This window comes from Streptomyces sp. NPDC006739, assembly GCF_042869815.1.
Classification (GTDB): domain Bacteria; phylum Actinomycetota; class Actinomycetes; order Streptomycetales; family Streptomycetaceae; genus Streptomyces.
Genome location: NZ_JBIAGM010000010.1, coordinates 247,981 through 266,758, shown reverse-complemented (window position 1 = coordinate 266,758; position 18,778 = coordinate 247,981). Strand labels below are relative to the sequence as shown.

The following is an 18,778-nucleotide window of genomic DNA, read 5'->3' as shown; positions in this document are numbered from 1 at the left end:
TCGTCGGGTCCTCACCGTTCGTCGTGGTCGGGGCCGCCGTACGCGGCGTCTTCGAGTTCGCTCAGCACCTGTTCCTCCACCAGTTCCGCCAGGGCGGCCACGGTGCGGGTGACCAGGACGTCGCGGGGGGTGAGCGGGACGCCGAAGGCGTCGCCCGCGCGGGAGGCGATCAGCAGGGCGCGCATGGAGTCGCCGCCCAGCAGGAAGTAGTCGTCCTCGGCGCCCACGGCGGTCTCCAGGACCTCCTCCCAGATGGCCGCGAGGGCCTCCTCGGTGGGCGTGCGGGGCGGCACGTGGCCGGTCTCCCGCCGCTCCTCGGCCGGGGCGGGCGCGGGCAGCGCGGCCCGGTCGGTCTTGCCGTTCTCGGTGACCGGGAAGCGGTCGAGCACCACGAACGCCGAGGGGACCATGTGGCCCGGCAGCGACCGGGCGGCCAGGGCCCGCAGCGCGGGGCCGGCCGGCGGCTCGGCGCCCGGGGCCGCGAGCAGATGGGCGACCAGCCGCGGCTGCCCCGGCTCGTCCTCCCGTACGCTCACCACCGCGTCCAGCACGTCCGGGTGCCGCACCAGGGTCGCCTCGACCTCGCCCGCCTCGATGCGGTGGCCGCGCAGCTTGAGCTGGTGGTCGGTGCGGCCCAGGTAGTGCAGTTCGCCGTGGGTGTCACGGCGCACCAGGTCGCCGGTGCGGTACATGCGGGTGCCGGGCGGCCCGAAGGGGTCGGCGGTGAAGCGGGCGGCGGTCAGGCCAGGGCGGCCCAGGTAGCCGCGGGCCAGGGCGGGTCCGCTCAGCCAGAGTTCGCCCGGTACGCCGTCCGGGACCGGCCGCAGCCGGGCGTCGAGGACGTAGGCGCCGGTGGCGGGCAGCGGGCGGCCGATGGGTGGGGCCGCGCCGTCGGAGCGCAGCGGCGCGGACCAGGTGGCGACGACGGTGGCCTCGGTGGGCCCGTAGGAGTTGACCATGCGGTGGTGCGGGGCCCAGCGGGCGACGAGGTCGGCGCCGCAGGCGTCGGCCCCGACGATCAGCGTCTTCAGGTCCGGCAGCGTGCCGGGGGCGCCGGCGGGCAGGGTGGCGAGGGCGGCCGGGGGCAGAAGGGTGTGGGTGACGCGCTCATCGCGCAGTACGTCGGCCAGTTGTGCGCCGAGCAGCGGGCCCGGCACGGGTACGGTCAGGCGGGCGCCGTGCGGCAGGGACATGCACAGCTCCAGTACGGAGGCGTCGAAGCTGGGGGTGGCGAAGGCCAGCACCCGGTCCCCCGGGGCGACCTGGTAGTGCTCGGCCTCGGCGGCGCAGAACGCGGCGAGCCCGCGATGGGTGACGACGACACCCTTGGGGGTGCCGGTGGAGCCCGAGGTGTAGATGACGTAGGCGGGGTCGTCCACGTCGAGCGGGCGGCTGCGGTCGGCGTCGGTGGGGCGGTGCCCGGGGACCTCGTCCGGCGGCGCGGCCAGCAGGGCGGCGACCTCCTTGGCGTCGAGCGTGAGCGCGGGAGCCGCGTCCCGCAGCATCAACGCCACTCGTTCGTCCGGGTAGTTGGGGTCGACCGGCAGGAACGCCGCGCCGGCCTTCGCCACCGCCAGCTGGGCCAGCACCATGTCCGCCGAGCGCGGCAGGAGCAGGGCGACGAGGCCGCCGGGGCCCGCTCCCCGGGCGATGAGGCGGTGCGCCAGCCGGTTGGCGTGCGCCTCGGCCTCGGCGAAGGTCAGCAGCAGGCCGGGGGCGCTCAGCGCGGGCCGGGTGGGCCACCGGTCCACGGCGGCCTCGACGAGGTCCGGCAGGGTGGTGGGGGGCACCGGGCCGAGTGCCGGGCGGGCCGGTCCGCGCAGCAGCCGTGCCCGCTCCCCGGGCGGCAGTACGTCGATCTCGTCCAGGCGGGCGGTGCCGTCCGAGTCGGCCAGGGCGGACAGGGTGTGCAGCAGTCGGCCGGCCAGGGATTCGGCGGTGGCCGCGTCGAAGCAGCGGGTGTCGTAGCCGAGTTCCACGCTGAGCCGTTCTCCGGGCGAGGCGACGACGGTGACCGGGTAGTTGGTGGCCTCCCTGGCGTCCAGGTCCCGTATCCGCAGGCCGTGCGCGCCGGCCGTCGCGTCGCCGACCGGGTAGTTCTCGAAGACCACCAGGCTGTCGAACATCGGCGTCCCGTACGGCAGCCGGCTGAGTCCGTGCAGTTCGGTCAGGGGTATGTGGTCGTGGCGTCGGTCCTCGGCCCGTGCCTCCTGGAGGGCGCGCAGCCAGTCGGCGCAGCGCGCCGCGCCGTCCACGGTGACCCGGGCGGGCAGGGTGGTGATGAACGGGCCGGTGATGGTGTCGGCGCCGGGCAGGTCGGAGGGCCGCCCGGAGACGGTGGTGCCGAAGCACACCTCCCGCTCGCCGCTCCAGCGCGACAGCAGCAGCGCCCAGGCGCCCTGCACCAGCGTGTTGAGGGTGAGGCGGTGGCGGCGGGCGAACCGCTGGAGCCGGTCGGTGCCGGCCGCGCCGAGCCGCTGCGACAGCCAGGTGCCGGAGCGGGCGGTGGCGTCCTGGCCGGGCCTGTGGTCGTAGGGCAGCGGGGTGGGCGCGGCCAGGTCCGCCAGCACAGCCTGCCAGTGTTCGCGGGCCGGTCCGGTGCCGCGGGCGGCGAGCCAGGCGGCGTAGTCCGCGAACGGCCGGCGCTCGGGCAGCCGCGGCTCCTCGCCCCGGGCGAGCGCGGCGTGGGCGGCCAGCACGTCGGACAGGACGTGGAAGACGCTCCATCCGTCCAGCAGGACGTGGTGGAAGGTCCACACGACGCGCGCCGAGTCCGGGCCGAGCCGCACCAGGGCGAGCCGCAGCAGCGGGGCGCGGTCCAGGGCGATGCCCCGGGAGCGCTCGTCGGCGAGCAGCCGCTCCAGTTCCGCGTCGCGCGCCTCCGCCGCCAGGGCGCTCCAGTCGTGTTCGGTGACCGGGAGGGTCGCGTGCCGTCGCACGACCTGCAGCGGTACGGGCACGCCGCGCAGTGCCACGGCGGTGCGCAGGACCGGGGTGCGGTCGACGACGTGCTGCCAGGCGGCGGCGAGGGTCGCGAGGTCGTGCGCCCCGTCCACCACGAACGTGATCTGCTCGACGTACAGGCCGTGGGCGGCGTCGTCCATGCCGTGCACGACCATGCCGGTCTGGGTGGGGGTGAGCGGGTAGACGTCCGTCACGTCCTCGCCGGTGCCGGCCAGCCGGTCGACGGCCGCCTGGTCCAGGGGTGCCAGCGGGAAGTCGGACGGGGTGCGGCCGCCGGCGCCGGGCTCGGCGCAGTGCCGGACGATCGCCCTCAGTTCGGCCGCCAGTTCGGCCGCCAGCCGGGCGACGGTCTCGCGCCGGTGCACCTCGCGCGAGTACGACCACGTGAACTCCAGCCGCCCGTCGCTGACCTGCCCGAGGACGTCGAGGAGGTGGGGCCGGCGCGCCGCACGGTCCATGCCGCCGGTGAGCGTGCCGTACGGCGCGCGCAGCAGAGCGCCCCGCGGGCCGGCGTGGTCCTGCCGCCCCAGGTAGTTGAAACTGATGTCCGGCAGGTCCGGCAGCCGGGGTCCGGCCGTGGGGTGCAGGAAGCGCAGGGCCCCGTATCCCAGTCCGCCCCTCGGTACGGCGCGCAGGTTCTCCTTCACCGTCTTCAGCGCGGTGCCCAGACCGGCGTCCGGGGGCACGTCCAGGGCGACGGGGTACATGGTGGTGAACCAGCCGACGGTCCGGGCCAGGTCGATGTCGTCGAACAGTTCCTCGCGGCCGTGGCCCTCCAGGGCCACCGTCACCCGGTCCCGTCCGGTCCAGCGGGCCAGCACCCGGCCGAGCGCGCACAGCAGGACGTCGTTGACGCGGGTGCGGTAGGCCTCCGGGACGTCCTGCAGCAGCCGGCGCGTCTGCTCGGCGTCCAGGCCGACCGTCAGCGTCTCCTCGGCGGCGCCGGTGTTGGCTCCGGTGCCGTCGACGGGCAGGGCGGTGTCGTCGCCGAGGCCGCGCCAGTGGTCGAGTTCGTCGTCGAAGCCGCCGGCCGCGGTGTGCTCGGCGAGCCGCCGCGCCCAGGCCCGGAAGGAGGTGGTCTTGGTGCCGAGGTCGGGCCGCTGCCCGTCGCGCAGCGCCCGGTAGGCGCGCTCCAGGTCCTCCAGGATCAGGCGCCAGGACACGGCGTCGACGACCAGGTGGTGCGCGGCCAGCAGCAGGACCGGGCCCGGGTCGTCGCCGGTACGGCACAGTACGGCCCGCAGCAGCGGCCCGCCGGCCAGGTCGAAGCCGGTGACCGCCTCGTCCGGCGCCGCGTCGACGTCGTGCGACGCGCCGGCGGGCAGCTCGCGCACCCGAAGCCGCGGGGCGCCGTCGGGCGCGGTGCCGTACTGGCGCCACCCCCCGTCCCCGGCGGGTTCGTACCGCATCCGCAGCGCGTCGTGGTGTTCCAGTACGGCGGCCAGGGCGGCGCGCAGCAGCGTCTCGTCGGTGTCCGCCGCGAGCCGGAAGGAGACGGACTGGGTGAAGTGGGCCGGATCACCGTCGAGGGTGTCGAGAAGCCAGTGCTGCACGGGGGTGAGCGGTACGTCCCCGATGACCGGCCCCTGCTCGGCGATGACCGTCGAGGAGGGCAACTTCTCTGCGGCCAGGGCGAGTTCGGACAGCGTCTGGTGGGTGAACAGGTGCCGGGGCGTCAGGGCGAGACCGGCCCGGCGGGCCGCCGACACGATCTGGATGCCCAGGATCGAGTCGCCGCCGAGCGCGAAGTAGTTGTCGTCCGCGCCGACCGAGGGCACGCCGAGCACCTCGGACCAGATCGCCGCGAGGGTCTTCTCGGCGTCGCTGCCGGGCGGACGGTGGCCGCCGCCGGCGGCCGGGGCGGCCCACACCGGCTCCGGCAGCGCCCGCCGGTCGAGTTTGCCGGTGGCGCCGAGCGGCAGCCGCTCCAGCGGTACCACCAAGGCCGGGACCAGGTGGTCGGGGAGCGTGCGCGCGAGGAAGGCGCGCAGCTCGGCCGGTTCGGGCAGCCCGCCCTCGCGGGGCACCGCGTAGCCCACCAGCCGCTTGTGGTGGTCGTGTTCCACCACCCGGGCCGCTGCCGCCGACACCTGCGGATGGCGGGCCAGCGCGGCCTCCACCTCGCCGAGTTCGATACGGAAGCCGCGCACCTTCACCTGGTCGTCCGTGCGGCCGAGGTAGACGAGATCGCCGTCGGCCGTCCAGCGCACCAGGTCGCCGGTGCGGTACATGCGGCCGCCGGGCGGCCCGTAGGGGTCGGCCAGGAAGCGGGCGGCGGTCAGGCCGGGCCGGCGCAGATAGCCGCGGGCCACACCGGTTCCGGCGAGGAACAGCTCCCCGGGCGCGCCGACGGGCACCGGGCGCATCCGGTCGTCCAGCACATAGGCGCGGGCGCCGCCCACCGGCCGGCCGATCGGCGGGTCACGGTCCGGGTCCGCGGGATCACAGGTGAAGGCGGTGGCGTAGACGGTGGCCTCGGTGGGGCCGTATATGTTCAGCACCCGGCAGCCGGGCACCGCCGTGCGCACCTGGCGGACGGTCCGGGCCGGCAGGCCCTCGCCGGCCAGGACGACCGTGTCGGCGCCGACGCGCACGGCGTCCTCCGCCAGCAACCTGCCCAGGGCGGAGGGCACCGCGCTGAGCAGTGAGGCACTCCACGGTCCGGTGCGCTCGGCCAGGGCCAGCAGGTCGCGGACGACCTCCACACAGCCGCCGGACAGCAGCGGCGAGAAGATCTCGAACACCGACACGTCGAAGTTGAGCGAGGTGGAGGCGACGACGTGCGCCAGCCCCCGGCCGGTGAACTCGGCGGCGGCCCAGTCGGTCAGGGCCAGCACCGACGCGTGGGCGACCACGACGCCTTTCGGGCGGCCGGTCGAGCCGGAGGTGTGGATGACGTAGGCGGGGTGCTGCGGCAGCAGGGGGCGGTGCCGCTCGTCGTCGCCGACGGGGGCGCCGGAGACGGCGGCCAGCCGCTCGGCGCACCCCGGGTCGTCCAGCACGATCCGGGTGAACGGGCCGTCCGGGAGCCGGCCGGCGGTCTCGGTGGCGGTGACGACGGCGTCGGGACGTACGTCGTCGAAGAGGAACGCGATGCGCTCGGCCGGGTGTCCGGGGTCCACCGGCAGGTAGGCCGCACCGCTCTTGAGGACCGCCAGGAGCGCCACGACCAGGCCGGCGGTGCGGGGCAGCGCGAGGGCGACGAACCGTTCGGGCCCGGCGCCGGCGGCGATGAGCAGCCGGGCCAGCCGGTTGGCGCGCTCGTCGAGTTCCCGGTAGGTGAGGCGCTCGGTTCCGGACCGGACCGCCGGGGCGTCGGGGGTGGCCGACGCCTGCCGGTGGAACGCCTCGGCCAGGGTGCCGTACGGCGCCTCGGTCACCGTTCCGCCGAACCGGTCGAGCAGTTCGCGGCCCCGGGCCGGGTCCGTCGGCGACAGGTCGGCCAGGCGGCGCCCCGGATCCGTGGCCATCTGCGCCAGCAGCGTGCGAAGGCTCTCCCCGAGCCCCTCGACCGTGGCGGCGTCGAAGGCGGCCGGGTCGTAGTCAAGGTTGACCGACAGGGCGTCCCCGGGGGCGACCACCACGCTGAGGGGGTAGTTGGTCGGTTCCAGGTCGCGTTCCTGCTCGATGCCCAGGCCGTGCCGGGCCACCGCTCCCTCGTCGAAGGGGTAGTTCTCGAAGACGAGGATGCTGTCGAACAGGCCGGTGCCGCCGGGCACCTCGCTCCAGGACTGCAGCTGGGCGAGCGAGACGAATTCGTGGCGGCGGGCCTCCGACTGGGCGGCCTGCAGCTCACGCAGCCACTCCAGCAGGGGGCGCCGTCCGTCGATCCGCGCCCGGGTGGGCAGGGTGTTGATGAACAGCCCCACCATCGAGGTCACGCCCGGCAGTGCGGCGGGCCGCCCGGAGACGGTCGTACCGAACACCACGTCGTCACCGCCGCCGTAGCGGGACAGCAGCAGCGCCCAGGCGCCCTGCAGGACGGTGTTGAGGGTCAGGCCCGCCCGCTGGGCAGTCTCCCGCAGCCCGGCGGTGAGCCCGGTGCCGAGGTCGACCCGTACCGTCCCGGACGAGGAGGCGCGGTGGGCCTCGACGGGCCGCCGGTCGCGGGGCAGCTCGGTGGGCGCCGGGAACCCGGCCAGCGCCGCACGCCAGTACCGCTCGGCGGAACCGGTGTCCTGTGCCGCCAGCCAGCGCAGGTAGTCGGCGAAGGGGCTGCGTTCGGGCACGTCCGGGCGGCGCCCGGCGACGAGGGCCGCGTAGCGCTCGCACACCTCGTCGAAGACCTGGGCGGCGCTCCATCCGTCGAGCAGGACGTGGTGGAAGGTCCACACCATCCGCACCCGCGTCGGTGACAGCCGGATCAGCATCAGCCGCATCAGCGGCGCCGCGTCCAGGTCGACGCCGGCGTCCCGGTCCTCGGCGAGCAGCCGGTCCAGTTCGCGCGCGCACCACTCGGCGGGCCGCCCCGACCAGTCGTGCCGGGCCACGGGCACGACGGCTCGCCGCTGCACGACCTGGAGGGGTTCGGCGGTCTCCCGCCACACCAGCCGGGTGCGCAGGACGGGGTTGGCGTCGGCGGTGTGCTGCCATGCCTCGGCCAGGGCCTGCGGGTCGGTGACGCCGGACAGCACCAGCTGCACCTGGTTGACGTAGGTGCGGCCGTCCGGGTCCAGCAGACTGTGGAAGAGCATGCCCGCCTGCATCGGGGTCAGCGGGCAGACGTCCTCGACGGCGCGGCCGTCCCCGACGACCCGGTCCACGGCGGGCTGGTCCAGCCGGGCCAGCGGGAAGTCCGACGGGGTGCGGCCGCCGGCGTCCGGCTCGGCGCAGTGGGCGACGATGTCCCGCAGCGCGCCGAGCATGCCCTCGGCGAGGCCGGCGACGGTCTGTTCGCGGTGCCGTCCGCCGCTGTAGTGCCAGCTGATCTCCAGGCGGCCGTCCTCCACGCGGGCCACCACGTCCAGCAGGTGCGGGCGCTCGGTGCCGGGCGCCTCCGCGCCGTCGAGGCCGCCGGGCACCGCGCCGACCAGGGCGCCCGGGTCGCCCGGGTCGCCCGGGTCGCCCGGGTCGCCCGACCAGTCGAACCTGCCCAGGTAGTTGAAGCTGACGCCGGGCATCCGCGCGTCGGCGAGCCGCGGGTCCCGTGCGAGGTGGCGCAGGGCGCCGTAGCCGAGGCCCCGGTCCGGTACGGCGCGCAGTTGCTCCTTCACGGACTTCAGCGCGGTGCCCCAGTCCCCCTCCGGAACCCGAAGGGCGAGGGGGAACAGGGAGGTGAACCAGCCGACCGTGCGGGACAGGTCGACGTCCTCGAACAGCTGGTCCTCGCGGCCGTGCCCCTCCAGGCCGACGGCGACGGTACGCCGTCCGGTCCACCCGGCGAGCACCCGGCCGAGGGCGGTGAGCAGCACGTCGTCGATACGGGTGCGGTAGACGCCGGGCACCTCGCGCAGCAGGGCGTCGGTGCGCTCCCGGTCCAGCCGGACGGTCACCACACGGGCGTCGGCCGCGGTGTTGCCGCCGTGGGCGTCCACCGGGAGCGGCTCGGCGCAGTGCCGGGCGGCCGACTCCCAGTGGGTGATCTGCTCCGCGAAGCCGCCGCTGAGGGTGTGGTCGCGCAGCCGGCGGGTCCACTCCTGGACGGAGGTGGTGCGGGCCGGCAGCCGTACCGGCTGTCCGGCCGCCGCCTGCCGGTAGGCGGTCTCCAGGTCCTCCAGCAGGACGCGCCAGGAGACACCGTCGACCACCAGGTGGTGGACGGCCAGGAGGAGCCGGTCGGGCCGGGTGCGGCCGGCCGTGAACAGGCGGGCGGTCAGCAGCGGCCCGGTGTCCAGCCGGAACCCGGCGTGTGCCGCCTCGGTGAGCCGGGCCTCGGCCTCCTCGGCGGCCGCCGCGTCCAGGCCGCCGAGGTCGCAGACCTCCAGCAGGTCGGGTACGGCGGCGCTTTCGGCGGCGCAGTGCTGGTGCCAGGTGCCGTCGTCCCCGACGGTGAACCGGGACCGCAGGGCGTCGTGGTGCGCCCACAGCGCCGCCAGGGCGCGGCGCAGGGCGTCCGGGTCGACCTCGCCCGGCGCCCGGACGACGACGGACTGGTTGAAGAACTCCGGGCGCGGCGGCCGGGGTTCGAGGAACCAGTGCTGGATGGGGGCGAGGACGACGTCCCCGCTGACCGGCCCGGTGCCGGCGACGGTGACAGCGGTGCCGGTGGCCGCGGCCAGCGCGGCGACCGTGGGGTGCCGGAACAGGTCGCGGGGGGTCAGCGCGAGCCCGGCGGTCCGGGCGCGGGAGACCACCTGGATGCTGAGGATCGAGTCGCCGCCCAGCATGAAGAAGTTGTCGTCGACGCCGACCCGTTCCACGCCGAGCAGATCCGCCCAGATGCCGGCGAGGACGCGTTCGGTGTCGGTGCGCGGGGCGCGGTGGGCGCCGGTGGCGGCCCCCGACCAGTCGGGGGCCGGCAGCCGTCGCCGGTCCACCTTTCCGTTGGCCGTCAGCGGCAGTTCGGGCACGGTGACGAACGCGGCGGGCAGCATGTAGTCGGGCAGCCGGGCCGCGAGGTGCTCGCGCAGTTCGGCGGCGGACGGCAGCGGGGCGCCGTCGGCCGGTACCAGGTGGGCGGCGAGGCGCTTGCGCCCGGCGTTCTCGTACGGCGAGACGACCGCCTCGGCGACTCCCGGGTGGGCGGTGAGCCGGGCCTCGATCTCGGCGGGCTCGATGCGGAAGCCGCGGATCTTGATCTGGTCGTCGGCCCGGCCCACGAAGCACAGCTCGCCGTCGGCGCTCCAGCGCACGATGTCGCCGGTGCGGTACATCCGGTCACCGGGCGGGCCGAACGGGTCGGCGACGTAGCGGGCCGCGGTGGCCCCGGGGCGTCCCGCGTACCCCCGGGCAACCCCTGCCCCCGCGATGAACAACTCGCCGGGGATGCCGGGGGGCTGGGGCCGCAGGGCGCCGTCGAGCACGTATGCGCGCGTGTTGTCCAGCGGGCGTCCGATGGGCAGTACGGCGGGCAGCGGGTCACCGCAGCGGAAGACCCGCCGGGTGGCGAAGGTGGTGGTCTCGGTCGGGCCGTAGCCGTCCACGACGGTGAGGCCGGGGCAGGCGTCGAGGACCCGGCGCACCACCGCGCCCGGTACGGCCTCGCCGCCCGTCCACACCTCCCGGGCGCCACGCAGGCAGGCGGGGTCCTCCTGGGCGAGCAGGCGGAACAGGCCGGCGGTCAGCCACAGGCAGCGCACGCCCTGTTCGCCGATGGCGCGGCGGACCACGGCGGCGTCCAGGTCGGCGGGCGGGGCGAGCACGGCCGTGCCGCCGCGCAGCAGCGGCACCCACACCTCGTAGGTGGCGGCGTCGAAGGCGTGGGGTGAGTGCACGAGCACCCGGTCGTGGCCGGTGAAGGCGCCGTCCAGGGCGAGCGCGGCCACGTCCCGCTGGCGCACCGCGACGCCCTTGGGGGTGCCGGTGGAGCCGGAGGTGAACATCAGGTACTGGACGTTGTCGGGGTGCACGGCCCAGGTGGTGCCGGGCTCGGCCGGCCGGCCGGCGGCCGTGCCGTCGAGGCGCAGGACGCCGTCGCCGGGGAGCACCTCGCGGGCCGTGTCCTGCCACTCGGCGTCGGTGAGCAACAGGTCCGCGCCCGCCTCGGTCAGCATCCGCCGCAGCCGCTCGCGCGGCGCCCTGCCGTCCAGGGGGACGTACACCCCGCCGGTGCGCACCAGGGCCAGCTGCGCCACGATCAGTTCGACCGAACGGTCCATCAGCACGCCGACCGGGCGTTCCGGCCGGACGCCGAGCGCCGCCAGACGGCCGGCCAGGGTCTCGGCCCGGGTGTCGAGTTCGCGGTAGGTGAGGCGCTCGTCGCCGCATTCCAGGGCGACCGCGTCGGGGACGCGTCGCACCTGCCCGGCGAAGAGTTCCGCGACCGTGGTGACGGGGTGTTCGGTGACCGTGCCGTGCCAGGCGCCGAGGACCTGCTCGCGGCGCTCGGCGGTGAGCAACGGCAGCCGTGCGGGCGGCCGCCCGGCACCGGTGACCATGTGCTCCAGCAGGACCGTGAGGTACTCGGCCATCAGGCGCACGGTGGCCTCGTCGAACAGCTCCGGGTCGTACCCCAGGCGCAGGGCCAGTTCCGGCCCCGGATAGGCCACCAGGCTCAGCGGGTAGTTGGTGGTCTCGATGCCGTCCAGGTCGCTGAGGCGCAGTCCGTGTGCGGCGGCGAGACCGTCGTCGGCCGGATAGTTCTCGAAGACGACGATGCTGTCGAACAGGGCGACCCGCTCGGGCAGTTCGGTGAACGTCCGCATCCGGGTCAGGGGCAGGTGGTCGAAGCGCCGGTCCTCGCTCTGGTCCCGCTGCACCTGGCGCAGCCAGTCGAGCAGGCCGCCGTCGGCCGGGACCGTGATCCGGGTGGGCAGGGTCGTGATGAACAGGCCGGTCATGGCCTCGGACCCGGGCAGCTCGGGCGGCCGACCCGACACGGTGGTGCCGAACACCACGTCGTCCCGGCCGGCCTGGCGGGCCAGCAGCAGCGCCCAGGCGCCCTGGACGAGGGTGTTCAGGGTCAGGCCGGAGGTCTTGGCGAGGTCCTCCAGGGCCCGGGTGGCGGCCGCGGGCACAGTGGCCCGTACCGCCTGGGTGGACTCGGCGCGATGGGCTTCGCGCGGGTCGCGGTCGTAGGGCAGCGGCGTGGGCTCGGCCAGGCCGGCCAGGCGGTCGCGCCAGTGCCGTTCGGCCTCCGTCCCGTCGCGTTCGCGCAGCCAGGCCACGTAGTCCCGGTACGGCGGCCGGTCGGGGGTCGTGTCCGCCGCACCGGTCCGTCCGGTCAGCGCCGCATGGCCGGCGAAGACGTCCGACAGCACCTGGAACAGGCTCCAGCCGTCCAGGAGCAGGTGGTGGAAGGACCAGACCACCCGCACGGCGGTGTCGGAGACGCGGGCCACCGCCAGTCGCTGCAGCGGCGCCCGCGCCAGGTCGAGGCCGGCCGCCCGGTCCCGGTCCACGAGTCCGGCCAGCCGGTCGCGGCGTTCGTCCTCGGTCAGCTCGCGCCAGTCCAGGTGGGTGACGGGTACGGACGCGTTCCGTTGGACCACCAGCAGCGGCTCGGGCACGTCCTGCCAGACGATCCGACCGCGCAGGACCGCGGTGCGGTCGGTCACCCGCTGCCAGGCCGCGGCCAGCGCGTCGGGGTCGGGTACGCCGTCCAGAACGAAGGTCAGCTGCTGGAAGTAGGCGCTGCGGTCGTCCTGGGACAGGCCGTGGAAGAGCATGCCGGCCTGGGTCGGCGTGAGCGGCAGGACGTCCTCCACCGCGCCCGGGTCGTCTCCCACGATCCGGTCCACGGCCGCCTGGTCGAGGAGGGCCAGCGGGAAGTCGGACGGCGTGCGCCCGCCGGCGCCCGGCCGCGCCGCGTACCGGGCGAGCTGCGACAGTGCCCCGGCGAACCGTTCGGCCAGGGCCTCGACGGTCGCTGTCCGGTGCAGCCGGTCGGAGTAGAACCAGGTGAACTCCAGCTCTTCGCCGTCGAGTTGTCCTACGACCTCCAGGGCGTGCGGGCGCTCGGACGCCGGGTCGGCGTCCAGCTCGAGCGGCCGGAACGTCCCCCGGAACAGGCCGTCCGGCCGGTCGGGGAACGTCATGCGCCCCAGGTAGTTGAAGCTGACCCGCGCCGCCGGGCCGGGGCGCGTGGGCCCGGCCCCGTCACCGGTCCCGTCGCCGGTCCCGTCGCCGGTGCCGGCGAGGTGACGCAGCACGTCGTGGCCCAGGCCGTGCCGGGGTACGGCGCGCAGCTGTTCCTTGACCTGCTTGAGCACGGTGTCCCAGTCCGCCCGCTCGGGGACGGCGAGGGCGACCGGATGGCGGGTGGTGAACCAGCCGACGGTGCGGCTGATGTCGAGGTCGGTGAACAGCTCCTCGCGGCCGTGCCCCTCGACGTCCACCAGCACCCGGTCCTGCCCGCTCCACGCGCACAGCACCCGGCCGAGGGCGCTCAGCAGCACGTCGTTGACCCGGGTGCGGTAGGTCTCGGGCAGGGTGCGCAGCAGGACGGCGGTGTCCTCGGGGCTCAGCCGCACGGTCACCGCACGGGCCGAGGCGTAGGTGTTGGCGCCCGTCGGGTCGCCCGGCAGGTCGCCGGGCAGGGCCGCGCCGGCCTCCGGGACGGCCCGCGCCCAGTACTGCCTCTCGTCGTCGAAGCCGCCGTCGGCGGCGTGCGCGTTCAGCCGGTGGGCCCAGTGCCGCAGCGGCGAGGACTTCGCCGGCAGCGCGGCCGTCGCGTCGCCGCCGTCGCGGTAGGCGCGGTAGGCGCGGTCGAGGTCCTCCAGCAGCAGCCGCCAGGAGACCCCGTCGACCACGAGGTGGTGCACGGCCAGGTGCAGGACCCTGGGCCGGCCGGGGCCCCGGTCGTGCAGGACGGCCCGCAGCAGCGGCCCGTGCTCCAGGTCGAAGGGGCCGAAGTGGGGGCTGTCGGTGTCGGGGCCGGTGTGCCGGGCCAGCGTGATCCGGGGTGCCGTCTCGTCGATGTGCCAGCGTTCGTCCCCGGGGCCGTCGCCGGCCGGGAACCGGGAGCGCAGGGCGTCGTGGTGGGCGACCACGGCGTTCAGCGCGTCCTCCAGCGCCGCCGTGTCCAGGTCCTCGGGCATCCGGAGGGAGAGGGTCTGCGCGAAGTGTCCGGCCCGGTCGCCGGCGCTGTCGAACAGCCAGTGCTGTATCGGCGTCAGGGGGCTCGGTCCGGTGGCGGCCACCGCGGCGGGCGCGGCGGCGCGGGGCCGGCCGACGGCGTCCGCGCACCGGGCCAGGGCGGCGACCGTCTGGTGCCGGTAGACGTCACGGGACGTCACCTGCAGCCCCGCCTGCCGGGCCCGGGCCACCACCTGGATGCTGAGGATGGAGTCGCCGCCGAGCGCGAAGAAGTTGTCGTCCGCGCCGACGCGCTCCAGGTGCAGGACCTCCGCCCAGATGGCGGCCAGCAGGTGTTCGGTGGGGGTGCGGGGCGCGACGTGGCGTACGGCGTGCACGGCCGGCCCCGGGTCGGGCAGCCGGCCGCGGTCGAGCTTGCCGTTGGGGTTGAGCGGCAGGGCGTCCAGCACCACGACGGCCGAGGGCACCATGTAGGCGGGCAGCGTGCGGCCGAGCGTCCGGCGCACGGCCTCCGGTTCCACGCCGCCTCCCGGGACGGGGACGACGTAGCCGACCAGGCTCCGCCGGCCGTCGCTCTCGGAGGCGAGGGCGGCCGCCTCGGCCACGCCCTCGCAGCGCCGCAGCGCCTCCTCCACCTCGCCCAGTTCGATACGGAATCCCCGGACCTTGACCTGCTGGTCGGTCCGGCCCACGTACTCCAGCTCGCCGTCGGCGCTCCAGCGCACCAGGTCTCCGGTGCGGTACATGCGCTCCCCCGGCGCGCCGTAGGGATCGGCGAGGAACCGGGCGGCGGTCAGGCCGGGGCGCCGCAGGTAGCCGCGCGCCAGGCCGCCGCCCCCCAGGTACAGCTCGCCGGTCACTCCCGGGGGTTGCGGGCGCAGCGAGCGGTCGAGGACGTAGACCCGGGTGCGGGCCACCGGCCGGCCGATCGGCGGGGCGTCTTCCGGCACCCGGTCGCCGGCGAACCAGGCGGTGGCGTACACGGTGGCCTCGGTGGGGCCGTAGATGTTGGCGATCTCGCACGCGGGCATGACGTCACGCAGCTCGCGCACGGTCTGCGCGGACAGCGCCTCGCCGGCCAGCACGACCGTGCCCGCCTCGACCGGGGTGGCGCCGCCGGCGACCAGCCGGGAGACCACGGACGGCACCCCGCTGAGCAGTCCGGCCCGCCGCGTCCCCGGCGCGTCGGCGAGGGCGGGCAGGTCGTCGACGACCTCGACACACCCTCCGGCCAGCAGCGGGCACAGCAGCTCGAAGACCGAGACGTCGAAGTTGAGCGAGGTGGCGGCGATGACGTGCGCCAGCCGGCCGGTACCGAACCGCTCGCGCGCCCAGGCGGCCAGCGCGGCCACGCTGCGCCGGGTGACCACCACGCCCTTGGGGCGGCCGGTCGACCCCGAGGTGTAGATGACGTACGCGGGGTGGTCCGGGTGCAGGGGCCGGATCCGGTCGGCGTCGGTCGGGTCGGCCTCCCCGGCCCGCGTGACCTCGGCGTCGAAGGCCGCGCAGTCGTCGAGGATCAGCGGGTCGCAGTCCTCGGGCAGGGCGCGCGCGGTCTCGCGGGTGGCGACGACCAGGGCGGGAGCGGCGTCGGCGAGCATGAAGCGGACGCGGTCGGCCGGGTAGGAGGGGTCCACCGGGAGGTACCCCGCACCCGACTTCAGTACCGCCCACAGCACCGACGGCAGATCGGCGGAGCGCGGCAGGCACAGTCCGACGAGGGTCTCCGGGCCCGCGCCGCGGGAGACGAGCAGCCGGGCCAGACGGTTGGCGCGCCGGTTCACCTCGGCGTAGTCCAGCCGCACCGGCCCGCAGGTGACGGCGGTCCGGTCGGGGGTGCGGGCCACCTGCGCCTCGAACAGTCCGACCAGCGTGGTGTCCGAGGTGTCCGGCATGTCCTCGGGGGCGGGGTTCCAGGAGTCGACGAGTGTGCGCTGCTCGTCCCCGGAGAGCATGGAGAGTTCGGCCAGGGTCCGGCTCGGGCCGTCCGCCATCCCCTCCAGGAGGTGGTGCAGGTGCCGGGCCATACGGGCCACGGTCCGGGCCTCGAACAGGTCGGTGTTGTACTCCACCGTGAGCGCGCAGCCGCCCTCCTGGTCCGGAGCGAACTCCAGGACCAGGTCGAAGCGGGCGGCCGGGCGGGGCAGCGGGTGCTCCTCGAAGCGCAGCCGGCCGGCCGCGGGCAGCGCCGTGGCGGTCTGCTGGACGACGAGCGCCTGCACGAGCGGGGTGCGGCTGGGGTCGCGGGGCGGGGCCAGTTCCTCGACCACCCGGTCGAACGGCACCCCGTCGTGGGCGAAGGCGTCCAGCACGGTCGTCCGCATGCTCTCCACGAACCGGTCGACGGTGACCGCCTCGTCCACCTCGCCGCGCAGCACCACGGTGTTGGCGAAGAAGCCCACCGCCTCCTCCAGGTCCCGGCGGCCACGCCCGTTGGTGACGGTGCCGAAGGCCACGTCCCGTTGGCCGGAGTAGCGGGAGAACAGCAGCGCGGACGCCCCGGCGAACAGGGTGAACACGGTCGTCCCCCGGCCGGTGGCCAGGTGCCGCAGCCGGCTCACCAGGCCGGCCGGGAGGTGGTGCCGGTGCGCCGCGCCGGAGGCGGTGCGCACCGTGGGCCGGACCCGGTCGGTGGGCAGTTCCAGGTGCTGCAGGCCCGCCAGGTGCCGCTTCCAGTAGGTCAGGTCCTCGGCGTCCCCGGCGGAGTGCCGGTCCCGCTCCCACACCGCGAAGTCCGGGTACTGGACGGCCGGTTCGGGCAGGTCGTGCGGCTCGCCGGAGACCTCCGCCCGGTAGAGGGCGGCCAGTTCGCGGGTGAGGACGCCCACCGACCAGCCGTCGGTGACGATGTGGTGCTGGCCGATGAGCAGCAGGTGCTCGTCGGTGGCGAGGCGGACGAGCAGGGCGCGGGTGAGGGGGCCCGTCGTCAGGTCGTAGGGGCGGCGCAGTTCGTCGGTCAGCAGCCGTTCGGCGGCCTCCGCCCGGTCCTCTGCCGGCAGGTCGCCGAGGTCCGCCGTGCGCAGCGGCACCGCGGCCTCGGGGTCGACCCGCTGCACGCCCTGTCCGTCGACCGTGAGGAACGTGGTGCGCAGGGAGTCGTGCCGGGCGGCCAGCCGGTCGAGCGCCCGGCGCAGGGCCTCGGGGTCCAGTTCGCCGCGCAGCCGCAGGGCCACGCCGGTGTTGTACTCCGTGCCGCCGGCGGTCAGGTCGTCGAGGAACCACAGCCGTCGCTGGGCGCTGGAGAGCGGCAGGGGCCGCTCGCGCGGGGCGGGCGGGATCGGCTCGGCCGGGGCGGCGGCGGACGCGTCGTCGAGCAGCGGGGCGAGGGCGGCGAGCGTCCGCGCGGTGAAGACGTCCCGCACGGTCAGCCGGGCGCCCAGTTCGTCCCTGACGCGGGCCAGCGCCCGGGCGGCGAGGATCGAGTCGCCGCCCAGGTCGAAGAAGTCGTCGCTCATGCCGACGGCGTCGACGCCCAGCACGTCGGCCCAGATGGCGGCCAGCGCGGACTCCCGCTCCGTGCGCGGCGGAACATGGCCCGTGGAGGACGTGCGGGCGGGGGCGGGCAGGGCCCGCCGGTCGATCTTGTGCTGCGGGGTGAGGGGCAGCCGGTCCAGGACGACTACGGCGGACGGGACCATGTGGGCGGGCAGGACGGCGGCCACGGCCGCGCGCACCGCCGCCGGGTCCGGGGCCCGTCCGGGGTCCGCGGGGGTGACGTAGCCGACGAGCCGCTGCCGGCCCGGTTCGTCCTCGCGCACCACGACCACGGCCTCGCCGACCTCGGCGCGCTTCAGCAGGGCGGCCTCGATCTCCCCCGGTTCGACACGGAAGCCGCGGACCTTCACCTGCCGGTCGACCCGGCCGAGGAACTCCAGTTCACCGTCGGCGGTCCAGCGGGCCCGGTCGCCGGTGCGGTAGAGCCGGGCACCGGACGGCCCGAAGGGGTCGGCGACGAAACGGGCGGCGGTCAGGCCCGGGCGGCCCAGGTAGCCGCGGGCCACGCCGTCGCCGCCGACGTACAGCTCCCCTTCCTCGCCGGGCGGTACGGGGGTCATCGCGGCGTCGAGCACGTACACCCGGGTGTGCGGCAGCGCGGCACCGATCGTCGGGGTGCCGCCGCCTGCCGACAGCGGCCCGGTCCAGGTGGCGACGATGGTGGCCTCGGTGGGGCCGTAGGAGTTGATCATGCGTCGGCCGGGTGCCCAGCGGTCCACGAGCCCGGCCGGGCAGGCCTCGGCGCCCACGATCAGCGTGCGCAGTCGGCGGGCGGTGCCGGCGGTCGGGTCGGGGAGGGTGGCCAGGGCCGCCGGCGGGATGAGGGTGTGGGTGATGCGGTGCTCGTCGAGGACGGAGGCGAGTTCGTCGCCGAGCCAGGGGCCGTCCGGTGGTACGACGAGGGTGGCGCCGGCCAGGACGGAGATGAACAGCTCCAGGACGGAGGCGTCGAAGCTGGGCGAGGAGAACTGCAGCACCCGGTCACCGGGGCGCACGGCGTAGCGTTCCACGGCGGCGGCGGTGAAGCCGCCGATGCCGCGGTGGGTGACGGTCACGCCCTTCGGCGTCCCGGTGGAACCCGAGGTGTAGATCACGTACGCGGCGTGGTCGGCGTCGACGGCCACGCGGGGGGCCACCGCCTCGCCCGCGTCCTCGCCGTCCGGGCGCCGGCCCCGCCCCACGCCCGCCGGCGCGGCCGGATCCATCGCCTCGCGCACCCGGGACAGGTCGTCGAGTACGACCGCGGGTGCGGCGTCGGCGAGCATCAACGCCCGCCGCTCGGCGGGATAGGCGGGGTCCACGGGCAGGAAGGCGGCGCCCGCCCGGGCCACCGCCAGCTCCGCCGCGATCAGCTCCATCGAGCGCGGCAGGACCAGCGCCACCGTGCGGTCCGGCCCGGCCCCGCCCTGGACGAGGTGGCCGGCCAGGCGGTCGGCCCGTGCCGCCAGCTCCCGGTAGCTCCAGGTCCGCCGCCCGTCGGTCACCGCGGGCGCGTCCGGGGTGACCGACACCCACGCGGCGAACAGTTCGCCGAGCGTCGGGTACGCGTCCGGCACCGCCGCGGCGCTCTCCGGCGGCCCGGCGGCGTGGCCGGCCTGCGGCAGCGGTGACGCCGGTACGGGCTTGTCGTGCAGGTGCGTCATGGGAAAAGTCCTTCGGGGACGATGCGGCGCGAGCGGACGGA

The 18,778-nt window shown here is 75.9% G+C and carries 1 protein-coding gene; it reads right to left on the bottom strand.

Annotation, left to right across the window (positions count from 1 at the left end; translation table 11 throughout):
- Positions 1-11: 11 nt before the first annotated feature.
- Positions 12-18,737, bottom strand: a complete 18,726-nt coding sequence (locus tag ACFYMM_RS21805; RefSeq protein ID WP_388388978.1) for a non-ribosomal peptide synthase/polyketide synthase — start codon at positions 18,735-18,737, stop codon at positions 12-14.
- Between the last annotated feature and the right edge of the window lie 41 nt (positions 18,738-18,778).

Excerpts from the sequence above, each read along its gene's own strand:
- ACFYMM_RS21805 (WP_388388978.1), bottom strand. The coding sequence starts at position 18,737 with ATGACGCACCTGCACGACAAGCCCGTACCGGCGTCACCGCTGCCGCAG.